The organism is Pseudomonas sp. NPDC087029 (assembly GCF_044745345.1).
In the GTDB taxonomy this organism is placed as follows: Bacteria; Pseudomonadota; Gammaproteobacteria; order Pseudomonadales; family Pseudomonadaceae; genus Aquipseudomonas; species Aquipseudomonas faucium.
In genome coordinates this window covers 432435-446001 of the sequence record NZ_JBIVAB010000002.1, presented here as the reverse complement: position 1 = coordinate 446001, position 13567 = coordinate 432435, and the positions used below count along the sequence as shown (strand labels likewise).

Here is a 13567-nt window from a genome sequence, read left to right as displayed (position 1 = left end):
GCATAGCCCCCACAGGAGATCCCATGTCCCTCAGCGAAAAACAGAAAATGCTCAGCGGCCAGCTCTACCACGCCGGCTGCCCCGAGCTGCAAGCCGAGCAGATTGCCAACAAGCACTGGATGCACCGTTACAACAACAGCGTCGAACTGCTCAACGACGCCCGCAACGGCCTGCTCGCCGAACACTTCGGCCATGTCGGCGAAGGCACGGTGATCCGCCCGCCGTTCTATTGCGACTACGGCTACAACATCCGCGTGGGGCGCAACTGCTTCATGAACTTCAACTGCGTGATCCTCGACGTGCTGCCAGTGCACATCGGTGACGACTGCCAGATTGGCCCGGCCGTGCAGATCTACACCGCGGACCACCCGCTGGACCCCGAAGTGCGGCGCACCGGCCTGGAAAGCGGGCGGCCGGTGAGCATCGGCAATAACGTGTGGATCGGTGGCGCGGCGATCATCCTGCCTGGCGTGAGCATCGGCGACAACGCCGTGGTGGGCGCCGGCAGCGTGGTGACCCGCGATGTGCCGGCCGGCGCCGTGGTGATGGGCAACCCGGCGCGGGTGCGTCAGCCGGCCCAGGGGCAATAGCAGCCCACCGCCAAGGTGTTGGACGCGCTGACCTGGCGGCCGTCGAGCAATGCCTTGAGGATCGGTTCGATGAAGCTGTTGCTGGCGTTGCAAACGGCGCCTTCGCTGTAGGGGCCGAAATAGGCGAGGTGGCCCTGGCGGTCCCAGATGGCCACGGCGGGCGATGCCGGCAGGTGCTCGCTGCCGGGCAGCTGGGCGATGGGCTCGAGGCTGGCGAGGTTGGCGGGCAACTGGCCGTGGGTGCCCGGCTTCTGCACGACGTTGAAGGCCACGCCTTGGCTGGCGAACTGGCTGACCAGGTCGCCCAGGTGCTGCTGGTTGCCGACGTTGCACGGGCAGGTCGGGTCCCAGAAATGCACCACGCGGATCGGGCCGGGGCCGGCGAGCTCGGCGGGCAGGCGCAGTTGGCTGCCGTCGAAGAGGGTGGCCTGGTTGTCGAAGGGGCGCAGGTAGCGGGACTGGAAGCTGGAGTACGCCTGCCAGAGGATTGCGGCGCCAAGCAGCAATGCGAGCGCGGTGAGGATTGGTTTGGCTAGGCGGGTCTGCATGGGGTGCGCTGGGGCCTTGAGGTGGATTCACTGGCCCTGTCGCCGGCAAGCCGGCTCCCACAGGTTGCGCTTCGCCGCGAACATTGTGGGAGCCGGCTTGCCGGCGACAGGGCCGGTGCAGGTCTCCCAAGCTTGCCATGATGCAGCTCAGAGCTGAATATCCCAGGTCAATACTCGCTTCGCTGTGGATGTACCCATGCCTGCTGCTTTTCACCCCGACCGCCTGCGCGTCAGCCTTGCGCCCCTTGGCGCGCGTCAGCTGTTGTCTGCCGAGGCGCAGCACTACCAGCGCTTCTATGGCCTGGACCTGCCGCTGCAAAGCTGGCTGGGGGGCTTCCAGGCGGCGGGCTTCGAGCTGGTCGGCCAGGTGTGGGTGCCGCAGCAGCCCGTCGCGACCTTGTTCCTGCTGCACGGCTACTACGACCACATGGGCCTGTATCGGCACGTGATCGAGTGGGCGTTGAAGCTGGGTTACGCGGTCATCAGCTGCGACCTGCCAGGCCACGGCCTGTCCAGCGGCGAGCGAGCCAGCATCAGCGATTTCGCGATCTACCAGCAGGTGCTCGATGCCTTGTTCGAACAGGCTCGGCAGCTCGAGCTACCAAGCCCTTGGCATCTGTGCGGGCAGAGCACGGGCGGTGCCATCGCCGTTGACCATCTGCTGCACAAGGGCGCGCAGAGCCCCATCGATGGGCAGACGATCCTGCTCGCGCCGCTGGTGCGGCCGCGTGCCTGGCGCTGGTCGAAGTTCAGTTACCGGGTGCTGCGTCACTTCGTCAACGGCATCGAGCGGCGCTTCAGCGAAAACACCAACGACCCGAACTTCCTGCCGTTCCTGGAGGCCGACCCGCTGCAACCGCGGCGCCTGCCAACAGCGTGGGTGGGGGCGTTGATGGCCTGGGTGAAGCGCATCGAGGCGGCGCCGGCCAGCAGCCGGCGGCCGTTGATCGTGCAGGGCGAGGCGGACGGCACGGTGGACTGGCCCTACAACCTCAAGGTGCTCAAGGCCAAGTTCGACCAGCCGCAGATTCTGCTGCTGCCCGAGGCCCGCCACCACCTGGCCAACGAGCTGCCGGGCATCCGCCAGCGCTATTTCGACTTCATCGACCAGCGCCTGGGCTGACTACTTCAGGTCTGCGCCGTTCTGCCCCACCGCCAGGCCCGCGCGCACGGCCGCCATGGCGGCCTGGTAGTAGGCCTTGCCTTGCGGCGACTCGGCGAAGGTGGCGAACTCTTCGAGTTCGGCGTCCGACAGGTCGCGGTAGACGTACAGCAGCGTGTTGTTGAGGTCGGCGCCGATCTGGTTCATCAGCCGCTGGCGTTGGCCGTCGAGCAGGCCTTGCGCCTGGCCGCCGCCGAACAGGCCGGGGATCATCGAGCTCAAGCTGTCGGCGGCTACCCCGGCAATCGCCAGGCTGACCTCGGCACCCGCTTCGCGGGCAGGCAGCGCCTGGGCCAGGTGGCCGATGATGAGGAGGCGGTTGTCGCTGGCCTGCATCTTCGGCAGGCCCTTGGCGTTCTTGGCCAGTTGGTCCTTGCGCGTGGCCAGCAGTTCGGCGGCGACGATCTTGCGCCCCAGTGGCGACTGGAAGAACGCCAGCGCCGGCGCCGGGTCGGGCAGGGTCGCGCGCAGCTGCGCCTGGGCCCGCCGGTCCATGGCCTGGGCCTGGAAGCGCTGGTTGCTGTTGTCGACCAGTGCCTGGTAGACCGCCGGCGGCAGGCTGTTGCGGTAGCGCTGCTGGGCGGCGCCCAGGGCGTCGTTGAAGTGGGCGCGCTGGTCGGGCCAGCCGGCCGCCTTGTACAGCTGATCGAGGCTGTCTGCCCAGACAGGCATGGTGCAGATCATCAGCAAGAACAGGGAAAACAGACGGTGCATTAAGGACTCCTGTCGGCAGGTGGCTATTGTCCGTGGCAAAACGCCGGTTTGTCGAGATAGGCGCGTGTTTCTCGGCCAAGTGGCGCTGTGCGAGTGCAGGGCTTATGGATATGATGCGCGCCATGCACATATCCCCTGAACACCCGATGCTTGCGGCCGTCGTCGACGATCTGGCCACCCATGGCTGGTCCCAGCAGGCACTGTTCCTGCCCGCCGACCTGGTGCGCGCGCTCGCAGCCGAATGCCGGCGCCGCGATGCCGAAGGCGAACTCAACCCGGCCGGGGTGGGGCGCGGTGTTGCCCAGGAAGTGCGTGAGGCCATCCGCGGTGATCAGATCCAGTGGATCGACCCCGGCCAGGCCGACGCCTGCGATCAGTACCTGGCGGCCATGGACCAGTTGCGCCTGGCCATCAACCAGGGCCTGTTCCTCGGCCTTGAAGACTTCGAATGCCACTTTGCCCTGTACCCGCCCGGGGCCTTCTACCGCCGGCACCTGGACCGCTTTCGCGACGATGACCGGCGCATGGTTTCGGCGGTGCTGTACCTCAACGAAAACTGGCAGGCGCAGGATGGCGGGCAGTTGCGCATGTTCCTGAAGGGCGGCGTGGAGCACGATGTGGCGCCCCAGGCCGGCAGCCTGGTGGTGTTTCTGTCGGGTGAAGTCCCCCATGAAGTGCTGCCCGCCCTGCGGGATCGGCTGTCGTTGACCGGCTGGTTCAGGCGCCGTGGCAATGACCTGTTCTGACCTGCCCAAGGTGCTGGTCAGCGCCTGCCTGCTGGGCCAGCCGGTGCGCTACGACGGGCGAGCCAGCGGGCACCCGGGCCTGTTGCAGCGGTGGCAGGCCGAAGGCCGGGTCGTGCCGTTGTGCCCGGAGGTGGCCGGTGGGCTGCCGACGCCACGGCCGCCAGCGGAAATTCCGGGCGGGCAGGGCGCGGCGGTGCTCGACGGCGGCGCGCAGGTGCTGACGGTGGCGGGCGAGGATGTCAGTGCGGCCTTTCTGGCCGGGGCGCAGCAGGCGCTGCGGCTGGTGCGCCGGCATGGCATCCGCGTGGCGGTGCTCAAGGCGGGCAGCCCGTCTTGTGGTAACCGGTTGACCTACGATGGCACGTTCAGTGGGGTGAAGGTGCCGGGAGAGGGGGTGACCACGGCGTTGCTGCGGCGTGAAGGGGTGCTGGTGTTCAGCGAGCTGGAGCTGGACGAGGCGCAGCGGGCGTTGGCTGAAGTTTGAGGTTGAAGCTGCGGGCCCCATCGCCGGCAAGCCGGCTCCCACATGGGCAACCTCGAACCCTGTGGGAGCCGGCTTGCCGGCGATGAGGCCAGTGGTGGCTACTGCCCGGCAGCGGTCTCCTGCACACCCTTGAACCACTTCTGCTCGAGCTCGGCAGTACGCCCGCTGTCCTTGAGCCGTTGCAGCGCGTTGTTCACGGCGCTCTCGAAGGCCGGGTTGTCCTTCTGGAACGGGATCACCAGTTTCTTCTCGCCGAACGGCAGGCTCACATCAAGCGGGCCGTCACCCTTGGGCGTTTCGCTCGACGGGGTCAGCGCCACGTCGTACTTGCCGCTTTCCACCCCTGGCAGCACCTCCGCCGCGGGGGTTTCGATGAACTCGGCGCGCAGGTCCAGCTGCTTGGCCAGCGCCTGGCCGAACTCGATGTCGAAACCGGTGAGGTGGTCGTTTTCCTTGAACGCATACGGTGAATTGTCGGCCTGCACGGCAATGCGCAGTTCGCCCCGGTCGGCGATGTCGTCAATCAGCTCGGCTTGAGCCAATGGCGTGATCAGTACTGCAAGCAGTACGCCTATGGTCGAACGCATGTAGTGCCCCTTTTTCTTTGGCAGATAAATAACGAGCGCCGCAACTTTGTTCCTTCGTTGCGGTCGAGCGCAGCCTATGACCTTGAAGCCTTGGCGAGGTTTAACCCTAACTGAAATATTTCTCTTTGTGGGCTATGGTGAACTTCCGCCGCCACAGGTTTTTAGTGGCGGCGGTCTTTAAGTGAATCACAGGAGAAGTGAATGAACAGCCTATTTTCGCGTGCTGCGGTTGCCGGTCTGCTGATGGGGGCCGCAGTGGTGGCCAGCGCCGCGGATGCGCTCAAGAGCCAGGAGCCGCCCAAGGATGCCAAGGTCTTCATCGTTTCCCCCGCCGATGGCGCCACGGTCGACAAGACCTTCACCGTCAAGTTCGGCATCGAGGGCATGGGCCTCAAGCCGGCAGGCGACCAGACGCCGCACACGGGCCATCATCACTTGCTGGTAGACGTCGACAAGGAACCTGTCGCCGACCAGCCACTGCCGACCAGCCTGATGCCCGAGAGCGGCGTAGCGCTGCCGGCCGGCCCGCAAGTGCTGCATTTTGGCAAGGCGCAGACCGAGGCCACCATCACCCTGGCCCCAGGCAAGCACACGCTGCAACTGGTGTTGGGCGACCAGTACCACGTGCCGTTCAAACCCAGTGTCGAGTCGAAGAAGATCACCGTCGAGGTGAAGTAAGTACAAAAAAAGGGAGGCCACCAGGGCCTCCCTTTTTCATCCAGCGCTTACGCTCAGAACAGGACGCGCGAGCGGATGGTGCCCTTGACCTGTTGCAGTTTCTCTTGCGCCAGGTCGGAGTACTCGGCGTCGACGTCGATTACCACGTAACCCACTTTCTCGTTGGTCTGCAGGAACTGACCGGAGATGTTGATGCCGTTCTCGGCGAAGACCTTGTTGATCTCGCTGAGCACGCCCGGGATGTTTTCGTGGATGTGCAGCAGGCGGTGCTTGCCTGGGTGGGCCGGCAGCGCCACTTCCGGGAAGTTGACCGACGATACGGAGGTACCGTTGTCACTGTACTTGACCAGCTTCTCGGCCACTTCCAGGCCGATGTTGGCCTGGGCTTCGGCGGTGGAGCCACCGATGTGCGGGGTCAGGATCACGTTGTCCAGGCCACGCAGCGGGCTTTCGAACTCTTCGTCGTTGGAGCGCGGCTCGACCGGGAACACGTCGATGGCGGCGCCGATCAGGTGCTTGTCCTTGATCGCGGCGGCCAGGTGGTCCAGCTCGACCACGGTACCGCGGGCGGCGTTGATCAGGATCGAGCCCTTCTTCATCGCGCGGATTTCCTTCTCGCCGATCATCCACTGGGTGGATGGCAGCTCAGGCACGTGCAGCGACACGATGTCGGCCAGGCCCAGCAGCTCGTGCAGGCTGGTGACTTGCACGGCGTTGCCCAGCGGCAGCTTGGTCAGCGGGTCGTAGAAGTAGACCTGCATGCCCAGGCTCTCGGCCAGTACCGACAGTTGCGTGCCGATCGAGCCGTAACCGACGATACCCAGCTTCTTGCCACGGATTTCGAAGGAGTTGGCCGCGCTCTTGATCCAGCCGCCACGGTGGCAGGAGGCGTTTTTCTCGGGAATGCCGCGCAGCAGCAGGATGGCTTCGGCCAGCACCAGTTCGGCGACCGAACGGGTGTTGGAGTACGGCGCGTTGAACACGGCGATACCGCGGGCGCGAGCAGCTTCCAGGTCGACCTGGTTGGTGCCGATGCAGAAGCAGCCGACGGCGACCAGTTTCTTGGCGCAGTCGAAGATCTCTTCAGTCAGCTGGGTGCGCGAGCGGATGCCGATGAAGTGGGCATCGGCGATCTTTTCCTTCAGCTCGGCTTCCGGCAACGAACCAGTGAGGTATTCGATGTTGGTGTAGCCGGCAGCCTTGAGGGTATCGACCGCGTTCTGGTGCACACCTTCAAGAAGAAGGAACCTGATCTTGCTCTTGTCGAGAGAAGTCTTGCTCATCTGCGTAAACCTGTATCCCGGAGAAAAAATGGCGAGGGGTGATGCTAGGCGCAGCGGCGGCCTTAGCATGAACAGCGGGAGGGCTATGCTAGCATACGCGACACAATCTGAGCTTATCCCGACAGGTGAAGAGTGCTCAGGGTGACTATGAATAAGTCGAGAGTTCCAGCGATGACTCACCCGGCGGTAATTGATGAACTGATGACCCTTGTCGACCCGGGCAAGGTCCTCACCGACCCGGCTTCCCTGGAGGCCTACGGCAAGGACTGGACCAAGCATTATCCGCCCGCGCCCTCGGCCATCGTGTTCCCCAGGACCGTGGAGCAGGTGCAGGCGATCGTCGGCTGGGCCAATCGCCATCATATTGCCCTGGTGCCGTCGGGCGGCCGCACCGGGCTGTCGGCCGGGGCCGTGGCGGCCAATGGCGAGGTGGTGGTCTCGTTCGACTACATGAACCAGGTTCTCGACTTCAACGCCTTCGACCGCACCGTGGTCTGCCAGCCAGGGGTCATTACCCGCCAGCTGCAGGCGTTTGCCGAGGAGCAGGGCCTTTATTACCCGGTGGATTTCGCCTCCAGCGGCTCCAGCCAGGTTGGCGGCAACATCGGCACCAACGCCGGCGGCATCAAGGTGATCCGCTACGGCATGACCCGCAACTGGGTGGCGGGGCTGAAGGTGGTCACCGGCAAGGGCGAGCTGCTCGAGCTGAACAAGGACCTGATCAAGAACGCCACCGGCTACGACCTGCGCCAGTTGTTCATCGGCGCCGAAGGCACGCTGGGCTTCGTGGTCGAGGCGACCATGCGCCTGGACCGCGCCCCGCGCAACCTTACCGCGATGGTGCTGGGCACACCGGATTTCGACTCGATCATGCCGGTGCTGCATGCCTTCCAGGGCAAGCTCGACCTTACCGCGTTCGAGTTCTTTTCCGACAAGGGCCTGGCCAAGATCCTGGCGCGGGGCGATGTGCCAGCGCCGTTCGCCACCGACTGCCCGTTCTATGCCCTGCTGGAGTTCGAGGCCAGCACCGAATCGGTGGCCGACGAGGCGCTGGCTACTTTCGAGCACTGCGTGGAACAAGGCTGGGTGCTGGACGGCGTGATGAGCCAGAGCGAAACCCAGCTCAAGAACCTGTGGAAGCTGCGCGAATACCTGTCGGAAACCATCTCCCACTGGACACCCTAAAAGAACGACATTTCCGTCACCGTTTCCAAGGTGCCGGCGTTCCTGCGCGACATCGATGCCATCGTCAGCGAGCACTACCCGCACTACGAAGTGGTCTGGTACGGCCATATCGGCGACGGCAACCTGCACCTGAACATCCTCAAGCCCGAGCACATGAGCAAGGATGACTTCTTTGCCTCGTGCACCAAGGTCAACAAATGGGTGTTCGAGATCGTCCAGCGCTACAACGGCTCGATCTCCGCCGAGCATGGCGTGGGCATGACCAAACGCGACTACCTGGGGTACAGCCGTTCGCCTGAAGAAATTGCCTGCATGAAGGCAATAAAGGCCGTGTTCGACCCTAACGGCATCATGAATCCGGGTAAGATCTTCGCTCCCGAATAAAAAGCAGCAGCCTAGGAGTCGGCCATGAGTTATCAGCACCAGTACGTAGACGGCACGCGCATCCACTTCCCGCTGGGCAAGGTGGTGTGCATCGGCCGCAACTACGCCGAGCACGCCAAGGAACTGGACAACCCCATCCCCAGCGAGCCGCTGCTGTTCATCAAGCCGGGTAGCTGCGTGGTGCCGCTGGAAGGTGGCTTCAAGATCCCGACCGAGCGTGGCTCGGTGCACTACGAGGCGGAAATTGCCGTGCTGCTGGGCAAGTCGCTGTCCACCCATGCCTCCGAGGAAGAGGTGCTGGACGCCATTTCCGGTTATGCCCCGGCGCTGGACCTGACCCTGCGCGACGTGCAGGCCAAGCTCAAGGAGAAGGGCCTGCCCTGGGAACTGGCCAAGAGCTTCGACGGCGCCTGCGTGCTGCCGCCGTTCGTTTCCGCCGCGGCCTTTGAAGATGTAACCGATATCCCGGTGCGCCTGACCGTCAACGGCGAAGTGCGCCAGGATGGCAACAGCGCCATGATGCTCAACCCGATCGTGCCGATGATCCAGTACATGGCCCGGCATTTCTCCCTGCAGGCGGGGGATGTGATCCTCACCGGCACGCCGGCTGGCGTTGGCCCGTTCAATGTGGGCGATGAGCTGGTGCTGGAGCTGCCGGGTGTGAGCCGCTTCGAGAGCCGGGTGCTCTGAGCCTTTACTGAGCACCTTCTCTTATATGTGGGAGCCGGCTTGCCGGCGATAAGGTCCTGCAAACCATTCAGGGCCTCATCGCCGGCAAGCCGGCTCCCACAGTGAGCGCGCAAGCAACGCGGTTTACCGTTTTTTCACAACCCATCCGGATAATGCGCGAATCTTCGCCCATTTCACCAGGAACCCCTGCATGGCCTCTTCTTCCAGCGCATCCTCGACCCCCAAGCCAAAACGCCGCTTCTACCGGCGCTGGCCATTCGCCCTGGCCGTGGCTGCGGTGATCGGCTATGGCCTGTCGGTGGCCATGCACTGGGATGACCGCGGGCTGCTGTGGGTCAAGGAAGGCTTCGAAAGCAGCGCCGAGCGCAGCGAAAGCGTGTGGCTGCCGGACTACCAGGTCGATATCGATGCCAAGCCGCTGCCGGGCATGGACGATGACGAAGCCTCGGACGTGGCGTTCAACCCCCAGACCCGCACCTTGTTTGCCGTGATGGGCAAGAACCCGTTCCTGGTCGAGCTCAGCCTGGAAGGCGATGTGCTGCGCCAGATCCCCCTGGTGGGCTGGAACAACCCCGAAGGCGTCGCCGTGCTCGAAGATGGCCAGCTGGCCATTACCGATGAACGCCTGCATGACCTGACCGTGGTCAAGGTGGATGGGCAAACCAAATCGCTCAACCATGCCGATTTCCAGAGCCACGACCTGGGCCCCTCGCCCAAGAGCAACAAGGGTTACGAAGGCATCGCCTGGGACCCGATGCGCCAGCGCCTGGTGATCGGCCAGGAACGGCCGCCGAAGCTGTACACCTGGGCGACCGACGGGCGCACCCCGCTCAAGGGTGAAAAACAGGCCCTGGAAAGCGACGAGCTCGACCTGCGCAACCTCTCGGCGCTTTCCGTCGACCCGCGCACGGGGCATCTGCTGGTGCTGTCGGCCGACTCCAACATGCTGCTGGAGCTCGACGAGCAAGGCCAGCAGGTCAGCTTCATGACCCTGCTCGGTGGCTTCAACGGCCTCAAGGGCACCATCCCGCGGGCCGAAGGAGTGACCATGGACGACCAGGGCAACCTGTACATGGTCAGCGAACCGGCACTCTTCTATCGCTTCAAAAAGAACCCACAATAGCTTCAGATCATTCCGACGCCGGGATTAAGCTTTACTTCAGACACCCATGGTTAGATTCGCCACCCCCTGAGCCGAGTCTGCCCTTATGCGCCGTTATGTTCGTCTGCCATTGCTTCTTGTCATTGCCGGGTTGCTGCTACTGGGCCTGGCCGGGCAGGAGTTTCGCCTGTTCGAGCGCACCTGGTTCAACCTCAAGACCTGGTGGCAGCCGGCTGAGCAAAGCATGGGCCTGGACCGCTACCGGGTGGTGGTCGAGGCGCAGCCTGTCGAGGGGCTTGATGATGACCTTTCGGCGCTGACCTACGACCCCGACCGCAAGACCCTGTTCACGGTGACCAACGCCCGCTCCGAGCTGATCGAGCTGTCCCTCGATGGCCGCATCCTGCGGCGCATTCCATTGACCGGCTTCGGCGACCCGGAAGCCGTGGAGTACATCGGCCCCAACAGCTACGTGATTACCGATGAGCGCCAGCAGCGCTTGATCCGCGTGCGCGTCGAAGACGACACGCCGTTTCTCGATGCCGGCGATGCCGAGCAGCTGTCCCTGGGCATTGGCCTGAACGGTAACAAGGGCTTCGAGGGCCTGGCCTACGACTCTGCAGGCAAGCGCCTGTTCGTGGCCAAGGAGCGTGACCCGATGCTGATCTACGAGGTGCTGGGCTTCCCCCACGAGAACCTCGAGCAGCCTTACGCGGTGCACGTGGTGCAGGACCGCAAGCGCGATTCGCGGTTGTTCGTGCGTGATCTTTCCAGCCTGCAGTTCGATGAGCGCAGTGGGCACTTGCTGGCGCTGTCGGATGAGTCGCGGCTGGTGCTGGAGCTGGATGTTCAGGGCAGGCCGCTGAGTACCTTGTCGTTGCGCAAGGGGTTCCAGGGGCTGAAGGAGACGGTGCCGCAGGCGGAAGGGATTGCGATGGACGAGGCGGGGACCATCTACCTGGTCAGTGAGCCGAACCTGTTCTATGTGTTCAAGCAGCCGGCGGATTGACTGGGCTTTGCGGCCCTATCGCCGGCAAGCCGGCTCCCACAGGGTTGTGCGCTGTAGGAGCCGGCTTGCCGGTGATGGCATCACTCGGCCTTGAGGCTCTTCACGCCTTCGCAGGTGCCCAGCAGCAGCAGGTCGGCCGGGCGCGCCGCGAACAGGCCGTTGGTCACCACGCCGACGATGGCGTTGATCTGCGCTTCCAGCTCCACCGGGTTGGTGATCTGCAGGTTGTGCACGTCGAGGATCACGTTGCCGTTGTCGGTCACCACGCCTTCACGGTACACCGGGTCGCCGCCCAGCTTGACCAGCTGGCGCGCCACGTGGCTGCGGGCCATCGGGATCACTTCGACCGGCAGCGGGAAGGCGCCCAGCACCGGTACCAGCTTGCTGGCATCGGCGATGCAGATGAAGGTCTTGGCCACGGCCGCGACGATCTTCTCGCGGGTCAGCGCCGCGCCGCCGCCCTTGATCAGGTTCAAGTGCGCGTCGCTTTCGTCGGCGCCGTCGATGTAGAACTCAAGCTCGCTGACGCTGTTCAGCTCATACACCGGGATGCCATGGCCCTTCAGGCGCTGGGCCGTGGCCTCGGAGCTGGCGACCGCGCCGTCGAAGGCGGTCTTGTGCTTTGCCAGGGCGTCGATGAAGCAGTTGGCGGTCGAACCGGTTCCGACGCCGACGACGCTCTTTTCATCCAGCTTGGGCAGAATGAAGTCGACAGCGGCCTGGGCGACGGCCTGTTTGAGTTGGTCCTGGGTCATGCGGGCTCCGAAAGGGGCAGGGCGGTTTCAAAGTTGCCTAGTATAACGGCTTGGGCGGCTTTGCTGTGGTCGCCCGACGTAGCGCTGGGGTAGACTCGCAGCCCTTGTCCCGCGGCCAGTGATGCTTTCCCGATGCTCGAACAGTACGTCAAGAAGATCCTCACCTCGCGCGTCTACGACGTCGCTGTCGAAACCCCGTTGCAAAGCGCCCCACAGCTGAGCAAGCGGCTGGGCAACCAGATTCTGCTCAAGCGCGAAGACCTGCAGCCGGTGTTTTCTTTCAAGATCCGTGGGGCGTACAACAAGCTGGCGCAACTGAGCCCTGAAGAACTGGCCCGTGGCGTGGTCACCGCCTCGGCCGGCAACCATGCCCAGGGTGTGGCCCTGGCGGCCCGCGAGCTGGGCATCAAGGCCACCATCGTGATGCCCAAGACCACCCCGGAGATCAAGGTCGAGGGCGTGCGTTCGCGGGGCGGCAAGGTGGTGCTGCACGGCGACTCGTTCCCTGAAGCGCTGGCCTATTCGCTGAAACTGGTCGACGAGAAGGGCTTCGTCTATATCCACCCCTATGACGACCCGCACACCATCGCCGGCCAAGGCACCGTGGCCATGGAAATTCTCCGCCAACACCCTGGCCAGCTGGACGCGATCTTCGTGCCGGTCGGTGGCGGTGGCCTGATCGCCGGCATTGCCGCCTACGTGAAGTACCTGCGCCCGGAAATCAAGGTGATCGGTGTGGAGCCGGACGACTCCAACTGCCTGCAGGCGGCCATGGCCGCTGGCGAGCGCGTGGTGCTGCCGCAGGTCGGGCTGTTCGCCGATGGCGTGGCGGTGGCGCAGATCGGCCAGCACACCTTCGACATCTGCCGCCTGCATGTGGATGAGGTGGTGACTGTCAGCACCGACGAGATCTGCGCGGCAATCAAGGATATCTACGACGATACCCGCTCGATCACCGAACCTGCCGGCGCCTTGGGCGTTGCCGGGATCAAGAAGTATGTCGAGCTCAAGGGCGTCACCGGGCAGACGCTGGTGGCCATCGACTCCGGCGCCAACGTCAACTTCGACCGCCTGCGCCACGTGGCCGAGCGTGCCGAGCTGGGCGAGAAGCGCGAAGCGATCATCGCCGTGACCATCCCCGAGCGCCCGGGCAGCTTCAAGGCCTTCTGCGAGGCCATCGGCAAGCGCCAGATCACCGAATTCAACTACCGCAAGCACACCTCGGACGAGGCGCACATCTTCGTCGGCGTGCAGACCCACCCGGAAAACGACCCGCGCGCCGCGCTGGTGCAGCAGTTGACCGAGCAGGGCTTCCCGGTCACCGACCTGACCGACAACGAGCTGGCCAAGTTGCACATCCGCCATATGGTCGGTGGCCATTCGGCCGGCGCCCGCGACGAGATCGTGCTGCGTTTCGAGTTCCCCGAGCGGCCGGGGGCGTTGTTCAACTTCCTCAACAAGCTGGGCGGGCGCTGGAACATCTCGATGTTCCACTACCGCAACCACGGCGCCGCCGATGGGCGCGTGGTGGCGGGGCTGCAGGTGCCGGAAGACGAGCGCCACCTGGTGCCGGCGGCGCTGGCCAAGATTGGCTACCCGTACTGGGACGAAACCGATAACCCGGCCTATCGGCTGTTCCTGGGCTGAGCG

14 protein-coding genes and 1 pseudogene are annotated in these 13567 nt (G+C 64.5%); 10 read left to right on the top strand and 5 right to left on the bottom strand.

Annotation, left to right across the window (positions count from 1 at the left end; genetic code table 11):
• Nucleotides 1-23 precede the first annotated feature (23 nt).
• Nucleotides 24-590, top strand: a complete 567-nt coding sequence (locus ACIPG5_RS05400; protein ID WP_176517795.1) for a sugar O-acetyltransferase — start codon at nucleotides 24-26, stop codon at nucleotides 588-590.
• On the opposite strand, the gene ACIPG5_RS05395 is transcribed toward ACIPG5_RS05400, so the two are convergent.
• Nucleotides 569-1138, bottom strand: a complete 570-nt coding sequence (locus ACIPG5_RS05395; protein WP_401373687.1) for a DUF6436 domain-containing protein — start codon at nucleotides 1136-1138, stop codon at nucleotides 569-571. The genes ACIPG5_RS05400 and ACIPG5_RS05395 overlap by 22 nt on opposite strands.
• A gap of 196 nt (nucleotides 1139-1334) precedes the next feature.
• Here ACIPG5_RS05395 and ACIPG5_RS05390 point away from each other — a divergent pair, with 196 nt between their 5' ends.
• Nucleotides 1335-2261, top strand: coding sequence for an alpha/beta hydrolase (locus ACIPG5_RS05390; RefSeq protein ID WP_401373685.1), 927 nt, complete (start codon nucleotides 1335-1337; stop codon nucleotides 2259-2261).
• Here ACIPG5_RS05390 and ACIPG5_RS05385 read toward each other — a convergent pair whose 3' ends face one another.
• The gene (locus tag ACIPG5_RS05385; RefSeq protein WP_286912185.1) at nucleotides 2262-3014 is read right to left on the bottom strand and encodes a DUF2059 domain-containing protein; all 753 of its coding nucleotides are present in this window, start codon (nucleotides 3012-3014) and stop codon (nucleotides 2262-2264) included.
• A gap of 113 nt (nucleotides 3015-3127) precedes the next feature.
• Between ACIPG5_RS05385 and ACIPG5_RS05380 the strand changes: the two genes are divergently transcribed.
• On the top strand, nucleotides 3128-3760 hold the full coding sequence (locus tag ACIPG5_RS05380) for a 2OG-Fe(II) oxygenase (RefSeq protein ID WP_176517812.1): 633 nt from the start codon (nucleotides 3128-3130) through the stop codon (nucleotides 3758-3760).
• Complete coding sequence (locus ACIPG5_RS05375; RefSeq protein ID WP_176517791.1) at nucleotides 3747-4244, top strand: DUF523 domain-containing protein; 498 nt, start codon at nucleotides 3747-3749, stop codon at nucleotides 4242-4244. Before ACIPG5_RS05380 ends, ACIPG5_RS05375 begins: the two co-directional genes overlap by 14 nt.
• 98 nt (nucleotides 4245-4342) lie before the next feature.
• Here the strand turns inward: ACIPG5_RS05375 and ACIPG5_RS05370 are convergent, their stop codons facing one another.
• Nucleotides 4343-4831 (bottom strand): transporter substrate-binding domain-containing protein, encoded by a 489-nt coding sequence (locus tag ACIPG5_RS05370; RefSeq protein ID WP_401373682.1) that lies wholly within the window; start codon nucleotides 4829-4831, stop codon nucleotides 4343-4345.
• A 201-nt stretch (nucleotides 4832-5032) separates the two neighbouring features.
• Here ACIPG5_RS05370 and ACIPG5_RS05365 point away from each other — a divergent pair, with 201 nt between their 5' ends.
• Nucleotides 5033-5509: a DUF4399 domain-containing protein gene (locus ACIPG5_RS05365; protein WP_176517789.1), complete on the top strand. Its 477-nt coding sequence runs from the start codon at nucleotides 5033-5035 to the stop codon at nucleotides 5507-5509.
• A 53-nt stretch (nucleotides 5510-5562) separates the two neighbouring features.
• Here the strand turns inward: ACIPG5_RS05365 and serA are convergent, their stop codons facing one another.
• Entirely contained in the window at nucleotides 5563-6792 is a 1230-nt protein-coding gene (gene serA, locus ACIPG5_RS05360; protein ID WP_176517788.1) for a phosphoglycerate dehydrogenase, read from the bottom strand.
• A 171-nt stretch (nucleotides 6793-6963) separates the two neighbouring features.
• Here serA and ACIPG5_RS05355 point away from each other — a divergent pair.
• The 4 genes and pseudogenes from ACIPG5_RS05355 to ACIPG5_RS05340 all read left to right on the top strand — a co-directional run bounded on the left by ACIPG5_RS05355 (nucleotide 6964) and on the right by ACIPG5_RS05340 (nucleotide 11162).
• Nucleotides 6964-8361: pseudogene (locus ACIPG5_RS05355) on the top strand (FAD-binding oxidoreductase).
• Between the two features lie 24 nt (nucleotides 8362-8385).
• On the top strand, nucleotides 8386-9051 hold the full coding sequence (locus tag ACIPG5_RS05350; RefSeq protein ID WP_176517787.1) for a fumarylacetoacetate hydrolase family protein: 666 nt from the start codon (nucleotides 8386-8388) through the stop codon (nucleotides 9049-9051).
• Nucleotides 9052-9241: 190 nt separating this feature from the next.
• Nucleotides 9242-10174, top strand: a complete 933-nt coding sequence (locus ACIPG5_RS05345) for an SdiA-regulated domain-containing protein (RefSeq protein WP_401373680.1) — start codon at nucleotides 9242-9244, stop codon at nucleotides 10172-10174.
• Nucleotides 10175-10259: 85 nt separating this feature from the next.
• Nucleotides 10260-11162 carry an SdiA-regulated domain-containing protein gene (locus ACIPG5_RS05340; protein ID WP_401373678.1) on the top strand — a complete coding sequence of 301 codons (903 nt, stop codon included), beginning with the start codon at nucleotides 10260-10262 and terminating at the stop codon, nucleotides 11160-11162.
• Between the two features lie 80 nt (nucleotides 11163-11242).
• Here ACIPG5_RS05340 and rpiA read toward each other — a convergent pair whose 3' ends face one another.
• On the bottom strand, nucleotides 11243-11917 hold the full coding sequence (gene rpiA / locus ACIPG5_RS05335; RefSeq protein ID WP_401373676.1) for a ribose-5-phosphate isomerase RpiA: 675 nt from the start codon (nucleotides 11915-11917) through the stop codon (nucleotides 11243-11245).
• Nucleotides 11918-12049: 132 nt separating this feature from the next.
• Between rpiA and ilvA the strand changes: the two genes are divergently transcribed.
• On the top strand, nucleotides 12050-13564 hold the full coding sequence (ilvA, locus tag ACIPG5_RS05330; protein ID WP_176517783.1) for a threonine ammonia-lyase, biosynthetic: 1515 nt from the start codon (nucleotides 12050-12052) through the stop codon (nucleotides 13562-13564).
• The last annotated feature ends 3 nt before the right edge of the window (nucleotides 13565-13567 follow it).